Origin of the sequence: Mycobacterium branderi, from assembly GCF_010728725.1 — a bacterium.
Taxonomy (GTDB): Bacteria; Actinomycetota; Actinomycetes; order Mycobacteriales; family Mycobacteriaceae; genus Mycobacterium; species Mycobacterium branderi.
This window is the reverse complement of the sequence record NZ_AP022606.1, coordinates 3,116,997-3,143,690: the sequence shown is the minus strand read 5'-3', so window position 1 is coordinate 3,143,690 and position 26,694 is coordinate 3,116,997. Positions and strand designations below refer to the sequence as shown.

The 26,694-nt window shown below is 66.3% G+C and carries 25 protein-coding genes; 11 read left to right on the top strand and 14 right to left on the bottom strand.

Annotated features, from left to right (window positions below; genetic code table 11):
• Positions 1 to 1,194, top strand: a complete 1,194-nt coding sequence (locus tag G6N47_RS16010) for an amidohydrolase family protein (protein ID WP_083133647.1) — start codon at positions 1 to 3, stop codon at positions 1,192 to 1,194.
• 60 nt (positions 1,195 to 1,254) lie between these two features.
• On the opposite strand, the gene G6N47_RS16005 is transcribed toward G6N47_RS16010, so the two are convergent.
• Positions 1,255 to 2,475: an acyl-CoA dehydrogenase family protein gene (locus G6N47_RS16005; protein WP_179966453.1), complete on the bottom strand. Its 1,221-nt coding sequence runs from the start codon at positions 2,473 to 2,475 to the stop codon at positions 1,255 to 1,257.
• Positions 2,472 to 3,605, bottom strand: a complete 1,134-nt coding sequence (locus tag G6N47_RS16000; protein ID WP_083133648.1) for an acyl-CoA dehydrogenase family protein — start codon at positions 3,603 to 3,605, stop codon at positions 2,472 to 2,474. The genes G6N47_RS16005 and G6N47_RS16000 overlap by 4 nt, the downstream gene beginning before the upstream one ends.
• A gap of 133 nt (positions 3,606 to 3,738) precedes the next feature.
• On the opposite strand from G6N47_RS16000, the gene G6N47_RS15995 reads away from it, so the two are divergent.
• From G6N47_RS15995 to G6N47_RS15980, 4 genes are all read left to right on the top strand, one after another.
• Positions 3,739 to 4,500 carry a hypothetical protein gene (locus tag G6N47_RS15995; protein ID WP_083133649.1) on the top strand — a complete coding sequence of 254 codons (762 nt, stop codon included), beginning with the start codon at positions 3,739 to 3,741 and terminating at the stop codon, positions 4,498 to 4,500.
• 89 nt (positions 4,501 to 4,589) lie between these two features.
• Entirely contained in the window at positions 4,590 to 5,117 is a 528-nt protein-coding gene (locus tag G6N47_RS15990) for a hypothetical protein (RefSeq protein WP_232080347.1), read from the top strand.
• A gap of 147 nt (positions 5,118 to 5,264) precedes the next feature.
• Positions 5,265 to 6,467 carry a cytochrome P450 gene (locus G6N47_RS15985; protein WP_083133650.1) on the top strand — a complete coding sequence of 401 codons (1,203 nt, stop codon included), beginning with the start codon at positions 5,265 to 5,267 and terminating at the stop codon, positions 6,465 to 6,467.
• Positions 6,464 to 7,621, top strand: a complete 1,158-nt coding sequence (locus G6N47_RS15980; RefSeq protein WP_083133651.1) for a Zn-dependent alcohol dehydrogenase — start codon at positions 6,464 to 6,466, stop codon at positions 7,619 to 7,621. The genes G6N47_RS15985 and G6N47_RS15980 overlap by 4 nt, the downstream gene beginning before the upstream one ends.
• A 355-nt stretch (positions 7,622 to 7,976) precedes the next feature.
• Here the strand turns inward: G6N47_RS15980 and G6N47_RS15970 are convergent, their stop codons facing one another.
• From G6N47_RS15970 to G6N47_RS15950, 5 genes are all read right to left on the bottom strand, one after another.
• Positions 7,977 to 8,183: a DUF2191 domain-containing protein gene (locus G6N47_RS15970; RefSeq protein WP_083133652.1), complete on the bottom strand. Its 207-nt coding sequence runs from the start codon at positions 8,181 to 8,183 to the stop codon at positions 7,977 to 7,979.
• A gap of 81 nt (positions 8,184 to 8,264) precedes the next feature.
• Complete coding sequence (locus G6N47_RS15965; RefSeq protein ID WP_083133653.1) at positions 8,265 to 8,696, bottom strand: VOC family protein; 432 nt, start codon at positions 8,694 to 8,696, stop codon at positions 8,265 to 8,267.
• On the bottom strand, positions 8,693 to 11,005 hold the full coding sequence (locus tag G6N47_RS15960) for an FdhF/YdeP family oxidoreductase (RefSeq protein WP_083133654.1): 2,313 nt from the start codon (positions 11,003 to 11,005) through the stop codon (positions 8,693 to 8,695). Before G6N47_RS15960 ends, G6N47_RS15965 begins: the two co-directional genes overlap by 4 nt.
• Before the next feature lie 81 nt (positions 11,006 to 11,086).
• Positions 11,087 to 12,307, bottom strand: a complete 1,221-nt coding sequence (locus G6N47_RS15955) for a cytochrome P450 (RefSeq protein WP_083133705.1) — start codon at positions 12,305 to 12,307, stop codon at positions 11,087 to 11,089.
• Positions 12,308 to 12,318: 11 nt separating this feature from the next.
• Positions 12,319 to 13,305 carry an LLM class F420-dependent oxidoreductase gene (locus G6N47_RS15950; RefSeq protein WP_083133655.1) on the bottom strand — a complete coding sequence of 329 codons (987 nt, stop codon included), beginning with the start codon at positions 13,303 to 13,305 and terminating at the stop codon, positions 12,319 to 12,321.
• A 56-nt stretch (positions 13,306 to 13,361) separates the two neighbouring features.
• Between G6N47_RS15950 and G6N47_RS15945 the strand changes: the two genes are divergently transcribed.
• Positions 13,362 to 14,858, top strand: a complete 1,497-nt coding sequence (locus G6N47_RS15945) for an acyl-CoA carboxylase subunit beta (RefSeq protein ID WP_083133656.1) — start codon at positions 13,362 to 13,364, stop codon at positions 14,856 to 14,858.
• 15 nt (positions 14,859 to 14,873) lie between these two features.
• Here the strand turns inward: G6N47_RS15945 and G6N47_RS15940 are convergent, their stop codons facing one another.
• The 4 genes from G6N47_RS15940 to G6N47_RS15925 are packed head-to-tail and all read right to left on the bottom strand — an operon-like array spanning position 14,874 to position 18,869.
• Positions 14,874 to 15,710 (bottom strand): SDR family oxidoreductase, encoded by an 837-nt coding sequence (locus tag G6N47_RS15940; protein WP_083133657.1) that lies wholly within the window; start codon positions 15,708 to 15,710, stop codon positions 14,874 to 14,876.
• Positions 15,711 to 15,715: 5 nt separating this feature from the next.
• Entirely contained in the window at positions 15,716 to 16,762 is a 1,047-nt protein-coding gene (locus G6N47_RS15935; RefSeq protein ID WP_083133658.1) for a TIGR03857 family LLM class F420-dependent oxidoreductase, read from the bottom strand.
• Positions 16,743 to 17,867, bottom strand: coding sequence for an alpha/beta fold hydrolase (locus G6N47_RS15930; RefSeq protein ID WP_083133659.1), 1,125 nt, complete (start codon positions 17,865 to 17,867; stop codon positions 16,743 to 16,745). Before G6N47_RS15930 ends, G6N47_RS15935 begins: the two co-directional genes overlap by 20 nt.
• Positions 17,868 to 18,869: an NAD-dependent epimerase/dehydratase family protein gene (locus tag G6N47_RS15925; RefSeq protein WP_232080346.1), complete on the bottom strand. Its 1,002-nt coding sequence runs from the start codon at positions 18,867 to 18,869 to the stop codon at positions 17,868 to 17,870.
• 71 nt (positions 18,870 to 18,940) lie between these two features.
• On the opposite strand from G6N47_RS15925, the gene G6N47_RS15920 reads away from it, so the two are divergent.
• Positions 18,941 to 19,855, top strand: coding sequence for an LLM class F420-dependent oxidoreductase (locus tag G6N47_RS15920; RefSeq protein WP_083133706.1), 915 nt, complete (start codon positions 18,941 to 18,943; stop codon positions 19,853 to 19,855).
• On the opposite strand, the gene G6N47_RS15915 is transcribed toward G6N47_RS15920, so the two are convergent.
• Positions 19,852 to 20,295 carry a nuclear transport factor 2 family protein gene (locus G6N47_RS15915; protein ID WP_083133661.1) on the bottom strand — a complete coding sequence of 148 codons (444 nt, stop codon included), beginning with the start codon at positions 20,293 to 20,295 and terminating at the stop codon, positions 19,852 to 19,854. The genes G6N47_RS15920 and G6N47_RS15915 overlap by 4 nt on opposite strands.
• A 73-nt stretch (positions 20,296 to 20,368) precedes the next feature.
• Between G6N47_RS15915 and G6N47_RS15910 the strand changes: the two genes are divergently transcribed.
• The 4 genes from G6N47_RS15910 (at position 20,369) to G6N47_RS15895 (ending at position 24,387) form a co-directional block, all read left to right on the top strand.
• Entirely contained in the window at positions 20,369 to 21,361 is a 993-nt protein-coding gene (locus G6N47_RS15910; RefSeq protein ID WP_083133662.1) for a Rieske 2Fe-2S domain-containing protein, read from the top strand.
• Positions 21,362 to 21,409: 48 nt separating this feature from the next.
• Complete coding sequence (locus G6N47_RS15905) at positions 21,410 to 22,027, top strand: cysteine hydrolase (protein WP_083133663.1); 618 nt, start codon at positions 21,410 to 21,412, stop codon at positions 22,025 to 22,027.
• Positions 22,028 to 22,142: 115 nt separating this feature from the next.
• On the top strand, positions 22,143 to 23,792 hold the full coding sequence (locus tag G6N47_RS15900; RefSeq protein WP_083133664.1) for an acyl-CoA synthetase: 1,650 nt from the start codon (positions 22,143 to 22,145) through the stop codon (positions 23,790 to 23,792).
• Positions 23,793 to 23,850: 58 nt separating this feature from the next.
• Positions 23,851 to 24,387 carry a hypothetical protein gene (locus G6N47_RS15895; RefSeq protein WP_083133665.1) on the top strand — a complete coding sequence of 179 codons (537 nt, stop codon included), beginning with the start codon at positions 23,851 to 23,853 and terminating at the stop codon, positions 24,385 to 24,387.
• Here the strand turns inward: G6N47_RS15895 and G6N47_RS15890 are convergent.
• Positions 24,384 to 25,229, bottom strand: coding sequence for an acyl-CoA thioesterase domain-containing protein (locus G6N47_RS15890; protein ID WP_083133666.1), 846 nt, complete (start codon positions 25,227 to 25,229; stop codon positions 24,384 to 24,386). The genes G6N47_RS15895 and G6N47_RS15890 overlap by 4 nt on opposite strands.
• On the bottom strand, positions 25,226 to 26,692 hold the full coding sequence (locus G6N47_RS15885; RefSeq protein ID WP_264007130.1) for a coniferyl aldehyde dehydrogenase: 1,467 nt from the start codon (positions 26,690 to 26,692) through the stop codon (positions 25,226 to 25,228). The genes G6N47_RS15890 and G6N47_RS15885 overlap by 4 nt, the downstream gene beginning before the upstream one ends.
• Positions 26,693 to 26,694 lie beyond the last annotated feature (2 nt).

The following is a 26,694-nucleotide window of genomic DNA, read 5'->3' as shown; positions in this document are numbered from 1 at the left end:
ATGCCGTCTCGCGAACTGTCCTTTCCGGTGTTCGATGCTGACAACCACATGTACGAGCCGCAGGAGGCGCTGACCAAGTTCCTGCCGGACAACCGCAAGCACGTCATCGACTACGTGCAGGTCCGCGGCCGGACCAAGATCGTGGTCCGCGGCCACATCAGCGAATACATTCCCAACCCCACCTTCGAGGTGGTGGCCCGTCCCGGCGCCCAGGAGGAGTACTTCCGGCACGGCAGCGGCGGCAAGAGCTTCCGCGAGATCATGGGCGAGCCGATGAAGGCGATTCCCGCCTTCCGCGAGCCCGGCCCGCGGCTGGAGGTCATGGACGAGCTCGGCGTCGACTACGCGCTGATGTTCCCGACGCTGGCCAGCCTGGTCGAAGAGCGCATGAAGGACGACCCGGAGATGACCCACGACGTCATCCACGCGCTCAACCAATGGATGTACGAGACGTGGTCGTTCAACTACAAGGACCGCATCTTCGCCACCCCGGTAATCACCCTGCCCATCGTCGAGCGGGCCCTGGAAGAACTCGAGTGGTGTCTGGAGCGCGGCGCGCGCACGGTGCTGGTCCGCCCCGCGCCGGTCCCGGGTTACAAGGGCACCCGCTCATTCGGCTTGGAGGAGTTCGACCCGTTCTGGCAGGCCTGCGTCAAGGCGGGCATCCCCGTATCGATGCACGCATCCGACAGTGGGTACGCCGAATTCGCGAACGTGTGGGAACCCGGTGACGAGTTCCTGCCGTTCCGGCCGACCGCGTTTCGGATGCTGGTGATGGGCCATCGCCCGATCGAGGACGCGATGGGGGCGTTGATCTGCCACGGCGCGTTGTCCCGCAACCCGGAACTGCGAATCCTCTCCATCGAGAACGGCGCTGAGTGGGTGCCGCACCTGTTCAAGGCACTCAAGGGTGTCTACAAGAAGATGCCCAACGCGTTCAGCGAGGATCCCATCGAGGCCTTCAAGCGGTGCATCTACATCAGCCCGTTCTGGGAGGATCGGTTCGCCGAGATCGTCAGCATGGTGGGCTCGGATCGGGTGGTGTTCGGTTCGGACTGGCCGCATCCCGAAGGCCTCGCCGATCCGCTTACGTTCGTCGACGAGCTCACCGAACTCGACCAGGCCGACGTGGAAAAGATCATGGGCGGCAACATGATGGAGCTATTCAAGATCGCCAAGCCGGTACCCGCCTAACCGCGCGAGCAGACGCAGAATCGCACGTTTCGTTCCAGCACAGTGCGATTCTGCGTCTGCTCAGCGTCGGACGTCTTTGAACGGCACGCCGCGGTCGGCGGCGTACTCGCGCGGGAAGTTCAGCACCCGCTCGCCAATCACGTTGCGCGCCATCTCCGTTGTGCCGCCGCCCAGGCAGACCGTCTGGCGGGCCAGATACCGCAGCCCGGTCTCCAGGCCCTGCCCCGGCTCGCCGACCACCCCGGTCGACCCGGTGATCGCCAACCCGGTGTCCATATCCAACGTCACCGTCTCGGCGTGGAAGAGCCGGATCAGCGTGCCACCGGCCGGCGGCAGTGTGCCGTCGCGCACGCTGCGATACACATGGTCCGACAACTGGTCGCTGACCGCGCGATGCACCAGCACCCGCCCGGCCATCTCCCGCAGCCGCTCGTTGCCGGCCTGCCCGGTCTTCTCGATGAGCGCCACATAGTCCACCGGCGTCGACCGGCCGCCCTCACTGCCTGTGCCGCTGGCGAATTCGGAGCTCTGCCCCACCGCGCGGCGCTCGTGATAGAGCTGCCGCGACGCCACCACCCACCCCTTGTTGACCTCGCCGACGACCGCGTCGTCGCCGACATCCACGTTGTCGAGGAACTCTTCGCAGAACTCCGTCGAGCCGTTGAGTTGAGTGATGCGCCGCAACGTGATTCCGGGATGAGCGATCGGCACCAAAAACATGGTCAGGCCGTCGTGCTTGGGCACGTCCCAGTTCGTGCGCGCCAAACACAACCCGTAGTCGGCGGCAAAAGCACTGGTGCTCCACGTTTTTGCGCCGTTGATCACCCAGCGATCGCCGTTGCGGTCGGCGCGGGTGAGCACACCAGCCAGGTCCGATCCCCCGCTGGGTTCACTCAACAGCTGCACCAGCACCTCGTCGCCACGCAGCGCCGCCGCGATGTGTTGCTTCTTCTGCTCCTCGCTGCCGGTGTCGAGCAGCGTCGCGCAGCAGATCGTGAACGTCGGCGTGTTGAGGATCAGCGGCATCTCGTAATTAGCGCTCTCCTCGTCGAACGCCTTCTGGTACTCGTAGTCCAGACCCAGCCCGCCGTATTCGCGAGGAAAGCAGATACCGGCGAAACCGCCGCCGTAGAGCCGCTTTTGCAGTTCCCGGGCCCGGCGCCAGCTGCGTTCGTCGTCGCGATGCGCAGCCGGCGGAGCGGCCGGGTCGATCCGCGGCATGTTCTCGGCCAACCAGGCCCGGGCACGCGCACGGAACTGCTCAACGGATTCGGCCATCACGCCGACCTCGCGGCTTCCTTCCACGCGTACACCGCCAGGTTGTGATCTTCGGGTGTGCCGAACATGGAGCGGTACAACGCAACTCGACGCAGATACAGGTGTAGGTCGTGCTCCCAGGTCACCCCGATCCCGCCGTGCATTTGCACGCAGCCCTGCACGATCTGCGGCGACATCTCGCCCACGTAGGACTTGGCGATGCTGGCCGACAACCCGGCTTCTGGTGAGCGAGCGGCGATGTCGGCGACCGCCGCGCCCGTCGTCGCCCGGCATGCCTCCAACCACATCTTCATATCCGCGAAGCGATGCTTCAGCGCTTGATACGACGCCAACGGTCGGCCGAAGGTGTGCCGGTCCAGCGCCCACTGCACGGTGAAGTCGAACACCGTCTGCAAGATCCCTACCACTTCGGCGCACTGCAGCACCTGCGCGATCTGGCTTTGCCGCTCGATCAGCGCGGCGGTCTCGGCAGCGCTGCCGACCGCGGCCTCAACAGGCACGCCGTCGAATCGCACCCGGGCGTACTGCTTGACCAAATCGATGGACTGCTGCGGCTCGACGCTCACCCCGGGCGCATCCGTGGGCACCAGGAACTGCCGCACACCGTCGTCGCCGCGCGCCACCACCAACAGCAGATCGCTCTGGGCGCCCGCCTCCACGCGGTCCTTCACACCGTCGATGCGGTAACCCGAGCCGGTCGCGGTGGCGGTCACCGACGGCTGGTGCGGCGCCCAGCCCCGGCCTGGCTCATAGACGGCCCAGGACGCCACGGTCTGGCCGGCTATCAGCGATTCGATCGTCGCCGCATGGGTTTCCGGCTCGGCGCAATCCACCAGCCCGGCCAGCACGACGCTAACCGGATAGAGCGGCCCCGGAGCGACGGTCTTGCCGAGCAGTTCGGCGACCATGGCCAGATCCGCGACGCCGCTCTCCGAGACGCTGCCCCCGCCCAGCTCCTCGGGGACCAGCAGGCCCGCCCAGCCCAGCTCGGCGGCGCGTCGCCACCAGTCCCGGTCGAACGAGATACCCGCTGCATGCAGCTCACGCACCCGGCTCAGCGGCACCTCTTTTTGGAGAAATGCTTGGGTGGTGGAGGCGAAGAGTATCTTTTCGGGGGAGTCGACGGCAGTCATGGTGCGGGCTACGGCCTTCCTTCGCCGATCGGTCCCAGTCGGGGGTTCGCTGGTCCCCCGATGGTAGCAATGAGCCGTACAGTAAGAGATACCGGAGTTCAGTCGATAATGACGTTGAGAAGGTGGGTCGGCCGTGGCTGACGACGCAGACCGGCCCGACGACGCCAAGACGAAAGAGGACGCCCTCGCGCTGGCCGAGCAGGCCGAGGCCGAAGCCGCCGAAGCCGAAGCGCTGGCCGCCGCGGCGCGCGCCCGGGCGCGGGCCATTCGACTGCGCCGCGAGGCCGAGGCTGAGGCCAAGGCCCCAGCCGAGGACACCGAGGCCGAGACCACCGAGACGGACGAGGTTAGCCCCGAGCCCACCGAACCAGCCGAGTCGCCGGCCGTCACAGCACCTCCCCGGCGGTGGGCGCGCATCGCGGCCAGGACGCTGGCCGCCGCCGCGATCGTCGCGATCTGCGCTCTGCTCGGCGCCAGCGGATACATGCTGTGGCACCACCACACCGTCGATCAGCAACGCCAGCGAGATGCCGCGTTTATGGCGGCGGCCCGGCAAGGCGTGGTCAACATGATGTCGCTGGACTTCCACAAGGCCAAAGAGGACGTCCAGCGGGTCATCGACAGCTCCACCGGCGAATTCCGCGACGACTTTCAAAAGCGCGCAGCCGATTTCACCTCGGTCGTCGAGCAGTCCAAGGTCGTCACCGAAGGTTCGGCGAAGACAACCGGGATCGAATCGACGGGCAAGGATTCCGCCGTCGTCCTGGTGCTGGCCAACGAACGCGTCACCAATGCCGCTGGCGCCAAAGAAGAACCGCGATCGTTCCGGTTACGCGTCACCGTGTCCCGGGACGGCGATCAGATCAAGATGTCGAAAGTCGAGTTCGTGTTGTGAACGTGGACGACAAGACCGAGACGGAAAACGCCGACGAGACGCGTGACGTCGAGGCCACCGAAGGCGTGGAGATCGACAAAGCCACCGACGTGAAGCAAGCACCGCCGAAGGCCACTCGCGGGAAGATCACGCTGCGAGTCAAGGTCGTTCCGGTCGTGTTGGTGCTGTTACTGCTGGCCTCCGCCGGGTTGGCGGCATGGCTGTATTTCAAGCAGTACCGGCCCGACCAGCAGACCGACCACGCCGCCGCGCAGGCGGCGGTCAACGCCGCAAAGGACGGCACCGTCGCGCTGCTGACCTACAAACCCGAAACGCTCGACCAGGATTTCGCGGCCGCCAAGTCACACCTCACGGGCGACTTCCTGAATTACTACGACGAGTTCACCCGGCAGATCGTGACTCCCGCGGCCAAGGAGAAAGCGGTGACCACCACCGCCCAGGTGGTGCAGGCCGCAGTGACGGAAATGCATCCGAACTCGGCGGTCGTGCTGGTCTTCGTCAACCAGAGCACGATCAGCAAGGACCGGCCCGACCCGGCCATGGCGGCCAGCAGCGTGCTGGTGTCGATGACCAAAGTCGACAACACGTGGCTGATCACGAAATTCGAACCAGTCTAATAAGACAACTCTGAATTCCCGGCCGCGGCAAGGACATCGGCGGCTGAGGCTCTCCTGTGCTGCGGTGCGCACAGCCGTCGTTGGGCTACGTTGCTATTTATACTATGATAGCTATATTCAGTTCCCGGCCCCGGCTGCTCAGGAAGGATGCTGATGGCAATCAGCACCGTCACGCTCGACTTCACCGGCCAAACCAGCCCGTATCCGTTTTTCGAGTACAAGCGGCGCACCGAACCGGTCTGGCATGGTTCGCTCACGGACCAATCGCAGCTCCCGGAGGAGCTCAAACCAAGCGATGAATGGGTGTTGTTCGGCTACGACGACGTCTTCCACGCCTTCCGCGACGACCGGGTGTTCAGCTCGCACGGCTACGACCAGACCATCGGCCTGGTCATCGGGCACACCATTCTGGCGATGGGCGGCAAAGAGCATCACGATCATCGCAACCTGGTGGCCAAGGCATTTCGGGCCACCGCGCTGGAGCGCTGGGAACCGGCGGTGATCGGGCCGGTCTGCGATCAGCTGGTCGACGAGATCAAGCACGACGGCGCAGCCGATTTGGTCCAGGCTGTGACGTTCGAATTCCCCACCCGCGTGGCGGCCACGCTGCTCGGGCTGCCGCGCGAGGATCTCGACTTGTTCCGCCGGTTGTCGTTCGACCTCATCTCGATCCCGGTCGACATCGAGGCGGGACTCAAGGCGTCGATCGACCTCTACGACTACTTCCTCGACCAGGTCGAGCAACGACGGCGCAAACTCACCGACGACATCATCGGCGACCTGGTGAGCGCCGAAATCGATGGCGAGAAACTGACCGACGAGGCCATCATCTCGTTCCTGCGGCTGTTGTTGCCCGCCGGCCTGGAGACCACCTACCGCTCGTCGGGCAATCTGCTGTATCTGTTGCTCACTCATCCGGAGCAGTTGGCGGAGGTGTACCGGGACCGCAGCCTGATCCCTGCGGCGATCGAAGAGGGACTGCGGTACGAAACGCCGCTGACCAATGTTCCGCGCACCACCACCGAAGACGTCGAAATCGGCGGGCAGACAATCCCTTCCGGCGCACAGGTCGACTTGTGCATGGGTTCGGCCAACCGCGACGAAAGCCGCTGGACCGATCCCAACACCTTCGATATCCACCGGCCCCGGCAGGCGCATCTGGCATTCGCCGGCGGAATCCACATGTGCCTCGGCATGCACCTGGCCCGGCTGGAAACCCGGATCATGTTGAACAGCTTGTTCGACCGGGTCACGAATCTGGCGCTGACGCCCGACGACGACGCCAGGATCGTGGGACTCACGTTCCGCTCCCCCAACAAACTTCCGGTCACCTTCACGCCGGTGTCATGAAAAGCCGCGCGGCGATCCTGCACGACGTCGGAGGCCCTTGGTCTGTCGAGGAATTCGAGCTCGACCCGCCCCGCGCCGGGGAGGTGCTGGTCGAGATGGCCGCCGCCGGGCTGTGCCACTCCGACGACCACATCCTCAAGGGTGACATGTCCGCGCCCAACGACGTCTTGCGCTCGCTCGGGCTGCCGACCATGTTCCCGACGATCGGCGGCCACGAGGGTTCCGGCATCGTCCGTGACGTCGGCGACGGGGTCACCGAATTCGCGCCCGGCGATCACGTGGTGACCTCGTTCGTTGCGGTGTGTGGGCAATGTCGTTGGTGCGCAACGGGAATGGAATATCTGTGCGACGCCGGCATCGGCACGCTAACCCCGGGCATGCCGACCGACGGGACGTTTCGCCACCACACCGCGGACGGCAAGCCGCTGGGGCATATCTCCAAGATCGGCGCGTTCGCCGAACACACCGTGGTGGCGGCAGATTCGCTGGTCAAGATCGATCCCGAGCTGCCGCTTGTGTCCGCCGCGCTGTTGGCATGCGCGATTCCCACCGGATACGGGTCGGCGGTCAACCGCGGCGGGGTCCGCGGTGGCGACACCCTCGTGGTGATCGGGGCCGGCGGCATCGGCACCGGCGCCATCCAGGGCGCCCGCATCAACGGCGCGGCGCAGATCGTCGCGGTCGACCCGGTGGAATTCAAGCAGAAGTCCGCGCGGCGGTTCGGCGCCACCCACAGCGCGGCGACCGCCGCCGAGGCCCTGGATCTGGTGCGCGACTTGACCTTTGGGGTGATGGCCGACGCGGTGGTGGTCTCGCCGTCGCTAATCACGCCCGACGACGTCCGCGGCGCGCTGAAGCTCACCCGCAAGGGCGGGACCTGTGTGCTCACAGGCATGACGTCGCAGCTGACCCGCAAGGTCAACCTGGACCTGCAGGACTTCATCCTGATGAACAAGACGTTGGCCGGCACGGTGTTCGGGTCCTGCAACCCGAGGGCCGACGTCGTCCGGCTGGCGCGGCTGTACCAGACCGGCCAGCTCCTGCTCGACGAGATGATCACGCGGCGCTACCGCCTCGACGACATCAACGACGCCTACGCCGATCTGCGGGGCGGCGAGATAATCCGCGGCGTCATCGATTTCGCAACTGACTGACCCGCGTCTAGATGGTCCCTCGCGGTAGCACCCAGCGGTGCTGGAACCTCAATACCGTTGCGGCTGTCTCGAAGTCAGCGTCGTAGTGGACAACGATGAGTCGGTGCGCGGCGGCAAGGGTGGCAGTGAGCAGGTCGGCCAATGCTCGTCGTTGGTCGGGAGATACTCGTACGCGATGCGGCGGTCCGCCTAGAGCTGTTCGTATTCGGCCGGCCCGCGTGCACTGTAGAGCGCTTCGGCGTCCAGCGATGCTGTGGTGGTGACCAAGCCGCCTTCGATCAGCGGCCGCAAACGGCGAGACACCTCTGGATGGCGCATTCTCGCTGCGGCGCTGGTGTCGATCAAATACGCGCGATCAGCGCCACACTTCGCCGCGTTCATCGGGGTCGGCCATGCTGTCCAGACCACCCTGCTCAAGCCATTCGATCTGGCGCGCCCGGGCCGACCGTGCTGCCGCCTGCTGCAGCGCCATTCGCACGGTGTCCGAAACACCCGTGGTATTCAGTTCACTCTGTGCCGCGGCAATGAGATCGTCGTCTAGGTCGATCAGTCGCTTGGTCATGCGAACCACCCCTCCGGGGCGAATATATACATACCTATTGCTGGACGTATATACCACCGCAGCGTTGTGGCGTCGTCGATTTCAGACCTGAGCAACAGGGCGGTCGAGCAGCTCGACCGTGACGCCGTCCGGATCCACGACGGTGGCATTGACACTCCCGTCGGGTCCGGTCATCATCCTTGGCGCTCCGCCCATGCCCAATGCCGCCAGCCGATCCAGCGCCGCGCGCACCGGCGTCACGAACGACACCAGAAACAGCCCGCGGTGTGGCAGACCAGAACCCGGAGGTTCCGGCCGCGGCTCGCCGAGGTCGATGAGCTCGAGCATGCCACCATCATCGGGCGCACCCAGGAAAACCGTCCGAACATGGCTGGTCGCCACACCAAGCAGCGGTTCCAGATCGGCGTCCAGCGTGAAGTCGGCCAAGACCTCGAGCCCCAAACCGTCGCGGTAGAACTTCAGCGAGACTTCGAGATCGGCCGTACACAGGCCGACGTGATCCAGGCCGGTCATGCCGGCTCTAGTCTGATCACGATCGCCTTGGACACCGGCGTATTGGATTGGGCCGCAACGTGGTCCAGCGCCACCAACCCGTTGGTCTCCGGATAGTAGGCGGCGGCGTTGCCGACCGGGGTGGAGTACTCGACCACCATGAAGTCCTTGGCGTGGCGCTCCTGAACCGCGCCGTCACCGTCGGTGAACTCCGACACCAGGTCCACCCGGTCGCCGGCTTTTATGCCGAACTTCGCGATGTCGGCGGGGTTGACGAACACCACCCGTCGGCCGCCCTTGACGCCGCGGTAGCGGTCGTCGAGGCCGTAGATCGTGGTGTTGTACTGGTCGTGGCTGCGCAGCGTTTGCAACACCAGCCGTCCCTCCGGTACCGGCACCCACTGCAGCGGGTTGACCGCAAAGTTGGCTTTGCCTGTGCTGGTAGGGAATTCGCGGGAATCGCGTGGCGCATGCGGCAGCTGGAACCCGTCGGGTTGGCGCACCCTGGTGTTGTAGTCCTCGCAGCCGGGCACGACGGCGGCGATCGCCTCGCGGATGGTGTCGTAGTCGGTGTTGAACCGCTCCCACGGCACCGGGTGCTGCGGGCCCAGCAGGGTGCGGGCCAGCTGGCAGATGATCGCTACCTCGCTTCGCACCTGGTCGCTCGGCGGGTGCAGGCTGCCCCGTGACAGGTGCACCATCGACATCGAATCCTCCACGGACACCTGCTGTTTGACGCCGCCCTGGATGTCGCGGTCGGTGCGGCCCAGCGACGGCAGGATCAACGCCGTCTTTCCGTGCACCAGGTGGCTGCGGTTCAGCTTCGTCGACACCTGCACGGTCAGCGAACAGCTGCGCAGCGCGGCCTCGGTGACCGCGGTGTCCGGTGTCGCCGACGCGAAGTTGCCGCCCATGCCCATGAGCACCTTGGCCCGCCCGTCGCGCATGGCACGGATCGCGTCGACGGTGTCCAGGCCGTGCTTGCGCGGGCTGACGATGCCGAACTGGGCGTCGAGTGCGGCGAGGAACGTCTCGGGCATCTTCTCCCAGATGCCCATCGTGCGGTCGCCCTGCACGTTGGAGTGTCCGCGCACCGGGCACAGGCCGGCGCCCGGCTTGCCGATCATGCCGCGCATCAACAGCAGGTTGGCGATCTCGGCGATCATCGGCACCGCGTGGCGGTGCTGGGTCAGCCCCATTGCCCAGCACGCGATCGTGCGCTGCGACTGCGCCATCATGTCGGCGACACGGTGCAGCTGCTCTGCCGAAATGCCGGTGGCTTCCAGCACGGTGTCGAGGTCGACGGCGCGGGTATGTGCTTCGTACTCGGCGAAGTTCGAGCAGTGTGCGGCGATGAACTCGCGGTCCACCACGCTGCCCGGCGCGCGGTCGTCGGCCTCCAGCAGCAGCCGGCCCAACCCGGCGAACAACGCCATGTCACCGCCGAGCCGGATCTGGACGAACTCGTCGGCGATCGGCACCCCGCGCCCGACCACCCCGTGCACCTTCTGCGGATCCTTGAACCGGATCAGCCCGGCCTCGGGCAGCGGGTTGACCGCAATGATCTTGGCGCCGTTGGCTTTCGCCTTCTCCAGGACCGACAGCATCCGCGGATGGTTGGTGCCCGGGTTCTGCCCGGCAATGACGATCAGGTCGGCCAGCGTGATGTCCTCGACGGTCACCGATCCCTTGCCGACGCCGATCGCGTCGACCAGAGCCGCGCCCGAGGACTCGTGGCACATGTTGGAGCAGTCGGGCAGGTTGTTGGTGCCGAAGCTGCGCACCATCAACTGATACAGAAACGCCGCCTCGTTGCTGGTGCGCCCCGAGGTGTAGAACACCGCCTCGTCCGGACTGTCGAGGCCGCGCAGTTCGTCGGCGATCAGCCGGTAAGCGTCGTCCCAGTCGATCGGCCGGTAGTGGGTGTCGCCGGGGCGCAGCACCACAGGCTGGGCGAGCCGGCCCTGCTGGGAAAGCCAGTGCTCCGGGCGCGCCTGCAGGTCGGCGACGGAATGCCGGGCGAAGAAGTCGGCGGTGACCACCCGCTTGGTGGCCTCCTCAGCGACCGCCTTGGCCCCGTTCTCGCAGAACTCGGCGAGCTTGCGGCCGCCGTGCTCCTCCGGCCAGGCGCAGCCCGGGCAGTCGAAACCGTGTCGCTGATTCACCCGCGCCAGCGCCGCCGCGGTGCGCACGGCGCCCATCGAGGCCAGCCCGCGCTGCAGCGACACCAGCACCGCCTTCACCCCGGCGGCTTCGCGTTTGGGTCCCGCCGCCACCACCGCGTGCTCGTCGTAGCGAACCTCGACGTCGCGATCCTTCACGACGTCCATCTTGCCCGAGCCGGTACTTCCTCAAAACGCGTCATCGATTGATGACGCGCGCGAAAGGGATAGTGGTGCGGTCTCGGACGGCTATCGGAATGAGTAGCGCACCGGCAGGTGCTTGAGCCCACCCACAAAGGTGGTGGCAATGAATTGCGGATCCCCGGTGAGCTCGATGGATTTCAGTCGCGGCAGCAGCTCGGTAAAGAAGCTGTTGACTTCCATACGAGCCAGTGCCGCGCCCAGACAGAAGTGCACGCCGTAGCCGAAGGCCAGGTGCTTGTTGGGGTCGCGGCCGACGTCGAAGCGGAACGGGTCGGCGAAGACGTCCTCGTCGCGGTTGGCCGACACATACGACAGCAGCACCGACTCCCCCGCGGCGATCGGCACACCGCGCACCGTGGTGTCCTCGGCGGCGGTCCGCATGAACTCCTTGACCGGGGTGACCCAGCGGATCATCTCCTCGGTGGCCAAGGGCATCAACCCGAGATCGTCGCCCAGCCGCTGGTGTTGGTCCGGATTTTCGATCAGCGCGTGCAGGCCGCCGGAGATCGTCGCGCTGGTGGTGTCGTGGCCGGCGGTGGCGACGATCAGGTAGTAGGACACCGTGTCGATGTCCGACAGCGGCTCACCGTCGACACGGGCGTTGGCGATCGCGGATGCCAGGTCCTCGGTCGGGTGTTCGCGCCGCGACGCGGTCACGCCGTTGAAGTACTGAAACATATCCAGCAGTGCGGGCAGTTGGTCTTCGTTGGTGGTGCCGCGCCTGAATTCGGCATCGTCGCTGCCGAATAACTCCTGGGTGAGTTTGAGCATCCGCGGAAAGTCCGCCTCCGGGATACCCAGCAGCGACATGATCACGTAGAGCGGGTAATTGACCGCGACCTCCTGCACGAAATCGCATTCCGGCCCGGCGGCCGCCATCTTGTCGACGTAGATCTTGGCCAGCTCGTCGACGCGAATCTTCAAGGCCCGCATCGCCTTCGGACGAAACCAATCCGCGCCGATCGCCCGTACCACCCGGTGCTGCGGGTCATCCATGTGAATCAGCGTGCGCACCCTGACGGAGGCCTGCAATTCGTCGGATTCCCTGGTCACCAGCACCGGACGCGGCCAGTTGGTGAACAGCATGTTCTCGCGTTCGATGTCCATGATGTCGACGTGCTTGGTGACCGCCCAGAACGGCCGATAGTTAGGCACGTCAACCCACGACACCGGAGCGTTGGCGCGCAAATGGGCCAGCGCCGCATGCAGTTTCGGCTCGTCCGTGTAGGCCATCGGATCGGCCAGCAGCTTGGCGGCGTCGTCCATCGTCTGTGTGCTCACTGTCGCAACTCCTTCAATACGGCAGTAACGGTTGTCTCGGGGAGGCTGTGCGGAAGAGACGGCATCACCCTGTCGATCACGCCGTCGCACCTACTGCGCAGCGCGGCGGCCAGCTTTTCGACTGGTGCGACGACGGCGAACACGCCGAGCATCTCGTCGTCGATCAGCGAACCCATCGCATCCCACTTGCCTTGCAGCGAAAGCTGATGCAGCTCGGTCGCTACATCACCCCAGCCGTGCAGCTCGAGGACTTTGCGGTAGGCGGGCGTCGACCCGTAGAAGGCGATCTGCTTGCGGATTCTGGCGGTGTCTTCATCGGTCGCCACGAAAACCGGGCACGCCACCTCGAAGTCGGCCCGGTCACAGCCGGAGCGCTGCATGCCGCGTCGCAGCGCCGGCATTGTCACCTCGTGTAGGTAGCGTGTGGTCGTAAAGGCATGGGCCAGTAGGCCGTCGGCGACTTCGCCGCACATCTCGGTCATCGCCTCGCCCACCGCGGCGATGAATACCTTCGGCGCCGGGTAGGGCTGCGGCTCGGGGGTGAACATCGGCGTCATCAGCTTATGGGTGTAGAACTCGCCCTCGAAGCGCAGCGGGGTGCCGTCCTGCCAGGCCGACCAGATCGCGTGCAGCGCCAGCACGAATTCGCGCATCCGCCGCACCGGGTGACTCCACGGCATGCTGAAGCGTTTTTCGATGTGCGGCTTGATCTGTGTACCGAGCCCGAGGATGAAGCGGCCCTGCGAGTAGGTCTGCAGGTCCCAGCCGAGGTTGGCGACGGTCATCGGGTTGCGCGCGAACGCCACCGCAATGCTGGTGCCCAGTTCCAGTCGCGACGTGTGTTCGGCGGCCAGCAGCAGCGGCAGGAACGGGTCGTGGTTGATCTCCCCGGTCCAGCAGCCGTCGTAGCCCTGTCCCTCGAGAGTGCGCGCCAACTCCGGCACCCGAGCGAGGTCGCTGAACAGGCCACCGTCGACCTTCATCTCGCTGACACTACAGTAAGCACTTCAGTAGGATCAACGGACGTTAGGATACGACGATGACGAAGCCGCCCGACTGGGAAGACACGCTCGACGATCTCGATCGCCGTCGTCAGTACTCGCGGGGCATGGGCGGGCCGGAGCGGCTCGCCAAGCACCGTGGCAAAGGCAAGCTCGACGCGCGGGCACGGTTGGAGCGCCTGCTGGACCCGGGCACGTTTCGCGAATTGGGCACGCTGGTCGGCGGTGAGGCGGCCGCGGACGCGATCATCGTGGGCTCAGGCTTGGTCAACGGCTCACCGGTGATGGTGGGCGCCGAGGATTTCACTACGTTGGCGGGCAGCATCGGGCCCGGCGGTAACTCCAAGCGGTACCGCATCGCCGAATTGGCGCTGCGGGACAAGATTCCGTTGGTGATGCTGCTGGAGGGCGCCGGCTTCCGCCCGACCGGTGGGCATTACGGGCGCAGCCCCACCGACCTGCTCGCCCAGACGCAGTGCTCGGGGCGGGTCCCTACCGTCGCCGCGGTCCTGGGGCCGTCGGCCGGCCACGGCGCGCTGGTGGCCCCGGTGTGCGATTTCCGGATCATGAGCAACCAGGGTGCCATCTTCACCGCCGGCCCGCCCGTGGTGAAAGAGTCAACGGGAGAAGACATTTCGAAGGAGGACCTGGGCGGCCCGGACGTCGCGTTGCCCAGCGGGGTGATCCACAACGTCGCCGAGGACGACGAAGCGGTGCTCGACGCCGTCCGGCGGTATCTGTCGTATTTCCCGTCCAGTGCGTGGTCGTATCCGCCGTCGCTGCCCGACGACGAAACCACCGGACCGCGGCTCACACCCGAGCTGCTCGACATCGTCTCGCGCGACAACCGCCGCGTCTACGACATGCGAGCGGTGCTCGACGTGGTGTTCGACCGGCCCGACTGGTTCGAGGTGCAGCCGCAGTTCGGCCGGGCGATCATCTGCGCTTTGGCGCATCTCGGTGGCCATCCGGTGGCGGTGGTGGCCAACCAGCCTCAGGTGCTGGCCGGTTCGATCGACGCCGACGCCGCCGACAAGGCAGCGCATTTCATCATGGTGGCCGACTCGTTCCATCTGCCGATCGTCTTCCTCGCCGACAATCCCGGGATGCTGCCGGGCAGCCGGTCGGAACGTTCCGGAGTACTGCGCGCCGGTGCACGAATGTTCGCCGCCCAGACGGCGGCCACCACTTTGAAACTGCATCTGACGTTACGCAAGGCCTACGGGTTCGGGTCGATGGTGATGTCGCTGCTCGGATTCGACTCGCAGGTAGCCACATTTGCCTATCCCGGCGCGACGATGGGCGCGATGAGCGCCGCCGCGTTGAGCCGGGCGTCGCACGCCGGCGAAGACCTGTCGGCCCGATTGCGCAACGCCGAGTTGCAGGCGTCGTATCGCTCGGCCGAGCACATGGGTTTCGACGAGCTCATCGACCCCCGCGAGACCCGCGACGCGCTGCTCGCCGCGCTGCAGCGCGGCCTGCACAGCCGCCAAGCGATCGCCGAGCCGGTGTCGCGGACGGTCATCCTGCCGTAGTTCACGCTCGCCGGCTCAGTAGACGTAGTTCTCGCCGCTGGCCCGCACCGTGACGTCACTGATGTTGATCCCCCACGGCTGGTCGATGACATGCACGACGGCGTTCGCCAGGTCGTCCGGAGTGATCAGCCAGTACTGCATCGAGTCGATATCCGTCTGCTCCGGCGAAAGTGCTCCGTTCGTCAAATTGGCGACGTTCTCCAGGAATTGGGCGGCCTTCTGTCCGACAATGCCGATCACCGCCGCTTCGTTGACGACCCAGCTGGCGAGATTGGTTCCCAGCACACCGGTCGGCTTGACGTTCGTCACCTTGATCTTGCCCTGGGCCTCGACACGCAACGACTCCGACAGCGCATCCACGGCCGCCTTGGTCGCGCTGTAGACGCCGGAGCCTTCGGTCCCGGCGTTGCCGTAGATCGACGAGATGTTGACGACGTGACCTCGGCCCTGCTCGATCATCGTGTCGTACACGGCCGAGATGCCGTTGATCACGCCCTTGATGTTGATGTCAATTGCCTTGTGCCACTTCTCCCATGCGCGTTCGTGGTCAGCAAAGAAGGCCAGCGGCATCACGCCTGCGTTGTTTACGATGACGTCGATCGCGCCGTAGGTGTCGACGGCGGTTTCGGCCGCCGCTTTGAGCTGGGCCATGTCGGTGACGTCGGCGACGTGGGACGCGCCTACGAAACCAGCGGCCCGGATCCCGTCGAAAACCTCGGTCAGGCTCTCACCGTTGACATCGACGCCGACGACCTTCGCTCCGCCGGCGGCGCACTTTTCGGAGATCAGCTTCCCGAAGCCACTTCCGGCTCCGGTGACGATAATGACCTTGTCCTTGAGGTACTTCGACATACCGCTCATGGTCGCACGGCGCGGTATGCGGCGAGGATCGGTTCGAGTTCGTCGGGCGTGGCGCCGTGCATGATCACCGCGTCGGCGCCGTAGTCGAACTCCTTGCGGATGCGGTCGACACATTGCTGCGCCGATCCGGTGGCTGACGGCTCCAGCCACTCGTCGGGAATCAACGTCGCGATGTGCTCGATCTGCTCGGGCGTGGCCTTGTGGTCGATGCCACCGGCAATCGAGGTCACCACCGGATCTTCCCGGAAGCGTCGCAGCACAGCGGGATCCCAGCTGTTGGTCTGCACCATCAGATCGCCGTAGCCCTGCAGGTAGGTCGCCAATCGCGCGACCGTCTTCTTGAGCCGGAGCTCCTCGGGAAGGTGGTCACCCACCGTTGCGAAACACGACCACACCCGCACGTTCGACGGGTCGCGGCCCGCCATTTCCGCCGCGCCTTTGACGGTTTTGACGCAGCGCTGCAACGTTTCGGGCGTGAAATAGGTGTGCAGGATGACGTCGTCGAACATCCGGCCGCCCAGGGCGAGCGACTTCGGTCCGAACGCCACCAACGCCAGCCGGATGTCCTCGTCGAAATCGGGGTCGAGGGACAGCACCGGGTACTTGCCCATCGGGCCGTCGTGGTTGAAGATCACCTCGCCGTGCCACAGCCGACGCATGACCTGAGCCCAGTCTTCCATCTGCGCGGTCGTCACCGGCGGGATGCCGAATGCGCTGTAGATAGCGCCGATCCCGCGGCCGATGCCCAGCGTGAACCGCCCGCCGGACAGTCGATGCATGGTCGTTGCCCACGACGCGGTGATCAGCGGATGGCGGGTGTTGTGATTGGTTGCGGCCGTGGCGATTTGCATGCGGCTGGTGACCGCGCACGCCGCGCCGACCAGAGACGACGCCTCCTTGACATTCCAGCGTTCGGAGATGAACGCGGTGCCGAAGCCCAGCTCTTCGCCGCGGCGCGCCTCGTCCATCAACGTCGCCGGCCCGTCACCGCCGGCGCCGGCCAGCAAGTAGTAGCCCAGCTCGTCAAGTACCCGATCGCTCAATGCCCAACTCCTTCACCACTTCGCGCAAAAATCGCTCCGAAACCGCCTGCACGCGGCGGGAGAAGACGTGGCCGACGTGACTGCCGTCGTACCAATAGAACTGGCCGCCCCACCGCTCCTGCAAGGCCAGCGCCGGCTCGCGCATCGCCATCCGGTCATGCCACGCCCCGACGATGAGCCGGCGATGCGGCGGCGGCGCAGGTTCGACGGTCAGCGGGTCGATCACCGACGTCAGCGCCGACACCACCGGTGACTCCAGGAGTTGCCGGACGCCGTTACGCGACGCGCCCCAGCGTGCCAGGTGCCGCGCGATCATCGCGTTGAGGCCCAGGATCGGCGTGTACAGCGCAGCCGCGTCGACCCGCTTCTCGAAGTGCGAGACCAGTGCTGCCACCGCACTGCCCATCGAAACCCCGGATACCACAACCGCTGTCGCCTGCGGCTGCACCCATCGCACGACGGCCCGAACCTCCGACACGGCGCGCGTCATGCCGGCGACGTTGGTCAGTGGATCCATGTCCGGATACGGCGGCCACTGGCCGCGCCGGCTGCCGTGGCCCGGCTGCACCGGGACCGCGACGTTGAAGCCAAGCCGTCGCTGCAGCCGGCCGGCCCGCGACACCAACAGGTCGTCGGGTCGGCCTTGCCCGGCGCCGTGCACCCACACCAACCACGGCCGCGGCCCGTCGCGGTGCCGGCACAGGTGCATCACCGCGGTCGCGGGGCCACCCAAGCCCGCCGCCTCCAGCGTGCTCGGCAACGCGGGGTCGTGTTCGTAGGTCACCTGCTCGTAGGCGAGCATCCCGAGGCGACGACGCCGAATTGACCGCACCCGCAACGCGTGCGGGTCGGCGTGCGCACCGTCGGTTCCCAGCGCGGACAGCTGCTCGGCCGCTGCGGCGCAAGCGTCGAGCGGCCGCACCGCCAAATCGACCGGCAACAGCGAAAAGCCCGCCAGCACAAGCTCGTCCATCACCACGTCGCCGAGCTGGCGGATACCGCAAGGCGAGGCCGGGGACCATCTCGTGGATGCGGCGATGCCGGAGAGCGCGCGCGGCAGCACGAGGGCCAGGTCGCGGGTGACGTCGAGTGCGCGGTAGGACATCTAGGTGCGCTCGACGTAGAACTTGGCCGCGCGCCGTATCGCGTCGGCCGTCGGACGAGGCTGCCAGCCCAGCTCGCGGACGGCCTTGCTGTGATCCAGGGGCGAGGTCAGCCGCATCAATCGCACGGTGGTGGCGTTCACCGGGAAATCGCGGTGTAGCAGCTTGCCGCCCACGCTGGTCGCATAACCGAGAAGCGAAACCAGCGACAACGGGACACCGATGCGCGGCGGAGCGGCGCCGACGGCGTTGGCGGCGGTCTCGAGGGTTTCGCGCATGGTCATGAAGCTTTCGGAGACGATGTAGCGTTCGCCGATGCGGCCGTGCTCCCCGGCCAACAGCAATGCCGCGGCCGCATCTTCGATGCCGACCACTTCGGCTGCCACACCCCTGACATACAACGGCATCTTCCCCATCGCGGCCCGCGCCACGAGCGAACCGTGCGGTGTTGGCTGCCAATCTCGCGGACCGTAGGTGTTGGAGACGCACATCGCCACCGCTGGCAGGCCGCGTTCTCGCGCGTACTGCAAAACCAGCTGCTCGGCCTGCAGGCGAGACTCGATATAGGGGCCGCCCTTGCCGTGCCAGTTGAACGGCGTGTCCTCGTCGGCGGGGTTGTTCGCGGAGCCGACCGCGACGGTGCCAATCGTGCTCAGGAACACGAAGCGGTGCAGGTTCGCCCCGGCCGCAATGTCGAGGACGCGACGAAGCCCCTCCACATTGGTGGCGAACAGCGGAGTCGAATCACGCAGCGACGCACGGGCGTCGACGACGCAGTAGTACACGACGTCGCGGTCGGCGATCGCACCGCGCACCGCCGGCTCGTCGAAGATGTCGCCGTAGTGACGCTCGACATCCAGGTCGTCGATTCCCCGCGTCGAGCTGGTTCGCCGCAGCAGCACCCGCACGTCATCGCCGCGCTCGACGAGCTGGCGGGTGACGTGTGAACCCACGAAGCCGCTCGCGCCCATGACGAGCGCTCGGCGCCGGGTATGACTTTCCATCGCTGCTCCCACGACCGGATGTTACTGTAGCGGTTACAGTATCTGATCCGGGGCCCGCAGGAGTGGAGTCGATGAAGTACACGCTGGAATACCCCAGCGAACTTCCCGATGCTGTCGATGATTTCCTGCGACCGGACGTGATTCGCGACGTCGCAGTACATGCCGAGTCTGCAGGATTTTCGGCGGTGGCGCTCAGCGAACACCCGGCGCCGTCGGTCAAGTGGCGCCGCAACGGCGGACACAACACGCTGGACCCGATCGCGGCGTTGAGCTTCATGGCCGCGGTGACGAGCAACGTCAAGCTGATGACCAACCTGTACGTGCTGCCGTTTCGCAACCCGTATCTGTCGGCGAAGGCGCTGGGCAGCCTCGACGTGGTCTCCGGCGGCCGGTTGATCGCCGGCGTCGGTGCCGGCTACCTGCGCTCGGAGTTCTCCGCGGTGGGCGTCGACTTCGACCGGCGCGCCGAGCTGCTCGACGAAACACTCGGCGCGCTGCGGTCGATCTGGACCGATCCCGAAACTCCGGTCAGCGGCGGCGGTTTCGACGCGGTCGGACCGGTGTGGTTACAGCCTCCGGCGCAACGGCCGCACCCGCCGATCTGGATCGGCGGCAACGGCAAGGCCGCGTTGCGGCGCGTCGTCGACTACGGCAGCGGCTGGATGCCGCTGATCACCTCGGCGGGAATGGCGTCCGTGATCCGCACTGCGGCCATCGAGGACGCCGCCCAATTCGGTGCCGTCCTCGACGAGCTGCGCGGACGGCTGGCCGACGCCGGCCGCGATCCGATGTCGGTCGACGTCCAGGTGGTCTGTCCGCACATCGACCTCGACGACGCCGCATCGCTGCGGCAGGCGCTCGATGTGCTCGACGAGTTGGCCGGCTACGGCGCCAACTGGGCCGTCGCGCATGTCGACGGCTCCAGCCCGCAGGCCGCACTGGACTTCATCACTTTCTTCGGCGAAGCGGTCATCAAGAAGCCCTAGTCAGGCGAATCACCCGACACCCGCAGGATGGTTCGGGTCAGATGCAGGGTCTTGATCCGCCATGCACCGTCCTGCTTGACGTAGGTCTCGTGGTAGTGACCGGCGCCGTGCAACTCCCGGCCGTCGGGAAAGATCAGCCAGTCCTCCATCGCCCAGACGCCCGTGGCCGTGGTGGCCGAGGTGAGCGTGAGCTCCGGGGTGTGGCAGTGGTGCATGGTCGCCACGCCGTCAAGACCGCCCATCACCGTCGGCGCGAAGTTGTCGACGCCCTCGATCGGCGGGGCGGTCAGCGGGTCGGCGCCGCCGGTGGAGACCGCCATGTCCAGCGTGACCACCACATCGCTGGTGAACACACTGCGCCACGAGTCGAGATCCTTGGTGTCCAGGAAACGGCAGTAGCGCGCCTTCAGCTGCCGGATCGCCTCGAGTTCGTCGTCCACCGTGCCTCCTCTACGCCTGAAATCTCTACTGTAATGTTCTTAGTATCTGGGCACGGATGCGGGAGGCGACGGCGTGAAAGTCCCATTCACCTGGAAGGTCACCGGCTGGTTCATGATCGGCTGGTCGCCGGACTTTCCGATTGGTGAGGTCAGGCCGCTGCACTACTTCGGCGAGGATCTGGTGGCCTACCGCGACGACGGCGGTGAGCTCCACGTCCTGGAAGCGCACTGCAAGCACCTCGGCGCACACATCGGCCACGGCGGCAAGGTGGTCGGCGACTGCGTCGAATGCCCCTTCCATGGCTGGCGCTGGGGCCCCGACGGCTGCAACAAATACATTCCGTACCAGCCGGAGCGGCCCAATCGCGCACTTAAGTTACGCGTCTACCCGGTCATGGAACAGCATGACTGCGTGTTCATCTGGCATCAACCGCACGGCAGAGACCCGCAGTGGGAGATGCCGGACATCTTCGGCAAATTCCCGCAATTCGAGACCGACCCCGCGGCCTACTACCGCGCATATCCGGAGTTCTCCCGCCGTGCGGAACGCGAACCGGTGCATCCGCAGATCGTGGCCGAAAATGCCCCGGACAGCGCCCATTTCGAGTACGTACACCACGCGACGGTGACGCCCCGGGTGCTGGACTGGAAGATCGTGGACCACGAATGGCAATTCGTCGCTGGTTGGCCGGATGCCGGCAGCGACAACCCCGACGACCTCGCGCTGCGGTTCCACAGCCACCTGTTCGGACTCGGTGGGGCGATCAGCGTCTTCGAAGGCGCGCAGAACCATCGGCTGATCTTCACCTGCACGCCGGTCGACGACGAGTGTTCCGACCTGTTCTACTCCATCTGGTGGCCACGCAACCCCGGCGACACCGCCGACGTGCCGTCCGGCAAGCTACGCGAGGTCATCGAAAAGCAGTTTCTGTCCACTGTCTTCGACGACCTGCGAATCTGGCGCTACCAGAAGTACGTCGAGCACCCTCCCCTGTCCAAGACCGACGCGAAAGGCTATATGGCGCTGCGGAAGTGGGCGACACAGTTCTACGACGTCCCGGCATGACCGCGCCGGCGACGATGCAGAGCGAAGCGATGAGGAGGAGCGGCGCCATTGACTGAGCTCGAGGAGCTCGCGGCCCCCGCCCACACCGCGATCATCACCCAGGAGTGCCAGGGCGCGGTGATCGGGCCCGACGCCGGGCTGGCGGTGCTGGCGAGGGAGGCCCGCCGTGTTGCGCTGCCCAATATTGTGCGGTTGTTGCCGGCGGCCCGGGCTGCCGGGGTGCGGGTCGTGCACTGCCTGGTGCAGCGACGACCCGATGGGCTCGGCTCCAACCACAACGCCAAGATCTTCGCGATCGGCCGCGCCGATGTCGACATCGCGCCGGGCACTCCCGGAGCTTCCCTGCTGCCCGAATTGGGTCCGGAGCCAACCGATCTGGTGCTGAGCCGCTGGCACGGCGTCGGGCCGATGGGCGGCACCGACCTCGACGCGATCCTGCGCAATCTCGGGGTGTCCACGATCGTCGTGGTCGGGGTTTCGCTCAACATCGCCATCCCGAACGTCGTCATGGACGCCGTCAACGCCGCCTACCGCGTCGTCGTACCGCGCGATGCGGTTGCCGGCGTCCCGGCCGAGTACGGCGCCGCGGTCATCGACAACTCGCTGTCGCTGCTCGCCACGATCACCACGACCGACAAGCTGCTCAGCGCGTGGAAGACGTCGTGACCGGCGGTTCACCCGCTACCACGTGGGCGGCAAGAACACGCTGCACGGCGGCGTGATACCACTTTTGTATGACCTGCATGGTCCGCCTGCTCCCCCACCAACCGTGAGAGGCACGATGTCAGAGACCCAATTCACGGTGCCGGACGTGGCGGCGGCCGTCGCCGCGGCCATCCCGGACCGGGAGTTCGTCGTCCAGGGCGACAAGCGCTACACGTATGCGCAGATCCTCGAGCGGTCCAATCGGCTCGCGACCTACCTGCATTCGCGTGGGCTGGGCTGCCACACCGAACGCTCTGCGCTCGCCGGGCACGAGGTGGGCCAGGACCTCGTCGGGCTCTACGCGTATAACGGAAACGAATTCGTCGAAGGGTTGCTCGGCGCCTTCACCGCGCGGGTCGCCCCGTTCAACGTCAACTTCCGCTACGTCAAAAGCGAGTTGCAATACCTGCTCGCCGATGCCGGCGCGACGGCGCTGATCTACCATGCCGCGTTCGCGCCGCGGGTGGCCGAAGTGCTGCCGGATCTTCCGCAGCTGCGGGTGCTCATCCAGATCGCCGACGACTCCGGTAACGACTTGATTTATGGCGCAGTCGATTACGAGAAGGTCGTCGGATCCAGTTCGCCGACCCCACCACCGGTGCGGCACTCGCCCGACGACCTGTATGTGCTGTACACGGGCGGCACCACCGGGATGCCGAAAGGCGTGCTGTGGCGCCAGCACGACATCTTCATGACGTCGTTCGGCGGCCGAAATCTGGTGACCGGTGAGCCCTTCGGCTCCCTCGACGAGATCGTCGCGGGCGTCACCGCCGGGCCGGGCACCAAGCTGATGGTGTTGCCGCCGCTGATTCACGGCGCCGCGCAGTGGACGGTGATGACGGCGCTGACCACCGGGCAGACCGTCGTATTCCCCTCTGTCGTCGACCATTTGGACGGCGACGACGTGGTCCGCACGATCGAACGCGAGAAGGTGTCGGTGGTGACGGTGGTCGGTGACGCGGTGGCCCGGCCACTGCTCGCCGCCATCGAAAAGGGCATCGCGGACGTGTCGTCGCTAGCGGTGATCGCCAACGGCGGCGCGCTGCTGACCCCGTACGTCAAGCAGCGACTGATCGAGGCGCTGCCCAATGCGATGGTCGTCGACGGCGTCGGATCGTCGGAGACCGGTGCCCAGATGAGCCACCTGTCGACAACCGGCGCGGTGTCGACCGGCACGTTCAACCCCGGCCCGGATACGTTCGTGGTCGCCGAGGATCTCGGCTCGGTGCTGGCGCCCGGCCATGACGGCATGGGCTGGCTCGCGCAGTGTGGTTACGTTCCGCTTGGCTACAAGGGCGACGCCGCCAAAACCGCCAAGACGTTCCCGGTCATCGACAGCGTCCGTTACGCGGTTCCGGGCGATCGGGCACGCCACCGCGAAGACGGCTCAATCGAACTGCTGGGCCGCGACTCGGTGTGCATCAACTCCGGCGGCGAGAAGATCTTCGTCGAGGAGGTCGAGACAGCGATCGCGTCGCATCCCGCAGTGGCCGACGTGGTGGTCGCCGGACGGCCGAGCGAACGCTGGGGCCAGGAGGTCGTCGCCGTCGTCGCACTCGGCGACGGCACGCAAGCCGACGCCGAGGAGTTGATTGCGCACGCCGCAAAGTCGTTGGCGCGCTACAAGCTTCCCAAAGCGGTGGTGTTCCGGCCGGTCATCGAGCGCAGCCCGTCGGGCAAGGCCGATTACCGGTGGGCACGCGAGCAGGCGATCAGCAACAGCTAGGCAATCACCTACCACAGCCTGGGTCTACGCTCGAAGAGGTACTCAGGAAAGGCACGCGATGTTTGCAGCGTTCGGATTCGAGACCCTCGGTGTCGTCATCGCCGATATGTACTTCGTCGACCCCACTCCGCTGGAAGGTCAGGAAACACCGGAACGGGGTGTCCGACTGGAGCTCCGCGTCGTCGACCGGGCCGAGCCCCAAGGTTCCATCTACGCCGGCGTCCCGATCACCCTCGGCCGCCCGGTCTGGCGGGTGGACCTTTTCGGATCCACCGAAAGCCCGCCCGGCACGCTGGATCGGGCCCATCACCACCCGCGATTCAACGGTTGGGAACCCGGACGCCGGCACTTCGTCCCCGAGCTGTCGGCCAACCCGGTGTCCTGGCTGGCCGGTCAGCTGGCCGACCCGGCCGCCGTGCTTGTGCGGGCAGGCATCGACCCGGACGAGATCAGCGAAGCCGATAAGACCGGCCTCGCCGCGGTTGCGCCGGACATCGTCGCCGCAGTGAAACGCTTGCTTGACGGCGTACGCGACGGCGAACTGGCGCCCGCCCCCGCAGAGCCGGTTGCTGCCGCGCGGACCGGCTGGCTCTAGGTCGGCGGCATTGCAGACGGCGGGCGAAACCCCGAGTGCGCCAACGAAACAGACATTCCACTCCCCACCGGACCATTGCGGTCGACGAGCACGGCGGAGCCGACGGCTATCCCGTCGTTGCTGTAGTGCACCAGTGAGGCCAAGCCGATGTGAGGCCCTTCAGGCAGGCGACTCAGCGTGAGGGTGTAGTCGACGTTGATGAATTGCAACGCGCGCGTTCCCCAATTGGCGATGGCGGCCGTGACGTCGCCGGCCATCGCCGCGCGCGTGAACGCGGTCAGCGGTTCCGTGTCGACCAACGGATGCGTCTCCTCCAACCAGGTGTATTTCGGTCCGGGCGCGTCATCCCATCCGGGCTCGGGATTCTGAACCCCGGCGCCCCAGCCGTAGGTCCGGATGAAAAGCGACGGGTGGTCGCCGTTCTGCTCGACAGGTAGCGGCGGCATCTGCACGGGTGGTGACCACACATCTCCCTCCGGCTGCTGGCCGCGCCGCAAAAACAGTGCGCTCCCCCGCGCCACGGCGGCTCCCCGCTGCATGAGCACAGCCTCCACGAGCCGCAACCGCCGCCGGTCGTGGTGGACGCGAGTGTGCACCTCCACCGGTTCCAGTGCGGTGGGCGCGGGCAGGTCGACGGTCAGCCGCGCGGGGTGCAAATCCGGGTCGTCGACCGCGTGTTCGACCGCCCAGGCCAGAAGGCCGCCGACGACATGCCCGCTGATTGTCGGGCCCCACCCGCCACGTGCGATTGCGGTTGGCACGTAGCGGTTTTCGTCACGCAGAAAGTACGCGGGGGACGCCGTCGGCTCGAGATCAGGCGCGACGGTCTTCGGCTCAGTCATCGAGATGTCTCCTTGAGTCGGCGGCGGGTGCGCATCCGAGCCATCCGCATGGCTGCGTTGGCGCCCAGCCGCAACGGCATGCCGAATGGTGGCGCCGCGGTCCCGGTGATGGAAAACGGCAGATCGTTTCCCACCACGGTGCGGTAATGACTGAACGTGTCGAAGCCGGCCTTGCCGTGGTAGGCGCCCATTCCGCTGCGGCCCACTCCCCCGAACGGCGCGGCCGAGGGAATCATTTGTGCGGCAAAGTCATTGCGTGCGACACTGCCGCTGCGGGTGCTCCGTATGAACGTGCGGAAGTCGTCGTCGTCCGGTCCGAACCAATAGGCCACCAGCGGCGCCGGCCGCTGGTTGATGTAGTCGATCGCCTGGCTCAGCCGCGAATATCCCGTAACGGCCAGCACGGGACCGAAGATTTCCTCGTCAGCGATCCGCATGCCATCGTCGATGCCGCGCACGATCGTCGGGGCGATCTTTCGGCTGGCCCGGTCTGGCAGTGACTCGCCTTCGGGTGCAATGGTTTCGATCGTTGCACCCTTGGCCGCTGCGTCTTCGACCAGCTGGATGACCCGGTCGAAGTTGGCGTGGTTGACGGCCGAACAGTAGTCGTCGTTGCCGATGATGGTCGGGAACATTCCGCGCAGGGTTTCGCGTGCGGTGTCGACGAAGGTGTCGACGTGTTCGTCGGGCACCATGACGTAATCGGGACAGACGCAGACCTGTCCGCCGTTGACCATGCGGGCGCGGGCGATGCGGGTAGCCGATCGCCGGATGTCAGCATTCGACGCGACGACCACCGGGTTCTTGCCGCCGAGCTCGAGTGTCACCGGGACCAGGTTGCGGGCGGCTGCCCGCTGCACCAGCGCACCGACGGACGGCGAGCCGGTGAAGAACAGGTGGTCGAACGGCAGTGCCGCGAACGCGGCCGCGACGTCCGGGCCGCCGGTCACGACGTCGAGCTCGGTCGGATCGAAGTATTTCGGCGCGGTCGCCTTCATCAACTCCGCGGTGTGCGCGGTGATCTCCGACATCTTGACCATCACCCGGTTGCCCGCCGCGAACGCCGCCGACGCGGGCAAGACCACGAGGTTGACCGGGAAATTCCACGGGCCGATGATGCCGACAACGCCCAACGGTGTCGGCTGCACCTCGGCGCGCAGGCCGCACAACCGCGCGACCCGCATCAGCTTCGTCGGACGCATCCATTGCGCCACATGGCTTCTGGTGTGCTCGACAACCGAGATGATGCCGACGATCTCGGTGAACAACGACGCCGCCTTCGACCGGGTGCCGTAGTCGGCGGCCATCGCCTCGATGAAGGCGTCGCTGTTGTCTAGCAGCAGTGCCATCAGCCGATCGATGCGGTGACGCCGGACCTCGAGGCTTGGCGGTCCCTCGTCCGCGAACGCTTGCCGCTGGCGCTCCAACATTGCGCGGATGCCCGGATGCTCAGATGACTCCACCC

Bases quoted from the DNA above. Each gene is read 5' to 3' on its own strand.
- G6N47_RS15900 (WP_083133664.1), top strand. From the start codon at position 22,143: ATGTCAGAGACCCAATTCACGGTGCCGGACGTGGCGGCGGCCGTCGCC.
- G6N47_RS16000 (WP_083133648.1), bottom strand. From the start codon at position 3,605: ATGACTGCCGTCGACTCCCCCGAAAAGATACTCTTCGCCTCCACCACC.
- G6N47_RS15965 (WP_083133653.1), bottom strand. From the start codon at position 8,696: ATGACCGGCCTGGATCACGTCGGCCTGTGTACGGCCGATCTCGAAGTC.
- G6N47_RS15985 (WP_083133650.1), top strand. From the start codon at position 5,265: ATGCTGATGGCAATCAGCACCGTCACGCTCGACTTCACCGGCCAAACC.
- G6N47_RS15970 (WP_083133652.1), bottom strand. From the start codon at position 8,183: ATGACCAAGCGACTGATCGACCTAGACGACGATCTCATTGCCGCGGCA.
- G6N47_RS15980 (WP_083133651.1), top strand. From the start codon at position 6,464: ATGAAAAGCCGCGCGGCGATCCTGCACGACGTCGGAGGCCCTTGGTCT.
- G6N47_RS15940 (WP_083133657.1), bottom strand. From the start codon at position 15,710: ATGTCGAAGTACCTCAAGGACAAGGTCATTATCGTCACCGGAGCCGGA.
- G6N47_RS15960 (WP_083133654.1), bottom strand. From the start codon at position 11,005: ATGGACGTCGTGAAGGATCGCGACGTCGAGGTTCGCTACGACGAGCAC.
- G6N47_RS15925 (WP_232080346.1), bottom strand. From the start codon at position 18,869: ATGGAAAGTCATACCCGGCGCCGAGCGCTCGTCATGGGCGCGAGCGGC.
- G6N47_RS15930 (WP_083133659.1), bottom strand. From the start codon at position 17,867: ATGTCCTACCGCGCACTCGACGTCACCCGCGACCTGGCCCTCGTGCTG.
- G6N47_RS15955 (WP_083133705.1), bottom strand. From the start codon at position 12,307: ATGGACGACGCCGCCAAGCTGCTGGCCGATCCGATGGCCTACACGGAC.
- G6N47_RS15950 (WP_083133655.1), bottom strand. From the start codon at position 13,305: ATGAAGGTCGACGGTGGCCTGTTCAGCGACCTCGCTCGGGTGCCGGAG.
- G6N47_RS15920 (WP_083133706.1), top strand. From the start codon at position 18,941: ATGAAGTACACGCTGGAATACCCCAGCGAACTTCCCGATGCTGTCGAT.
- G6N47_RS15890 (WP_083133666.1), bottom strand. From the start codon at position 25,229: ATGACTGAGCCGAAGACCGTCGCGCCTGATCTCGAGCCGACGGCGTCC.
- G6N47_RS15895 (WP_083133665.1), top strand. From the start codon at position 23,851: ATGTTTGCAGCGTTCGGATTCGAGACCCTCGGTGTCGTCATCGCCGAT.
- G6N47_RS15945 (WP_083133656.1), top strand. From the start codon at position 13,362: ATGACGAAGCCGCCCGACTGGGAAGACACGCTCGACGATCTCGATCGC.
- G6N47_RS16010 (WP_083133647.1), top strand. From the start codon at position 1: ATGCCGTCTCGCGAACTGTCCTTTCCGGTGTTCGATGCTGACAACCAC.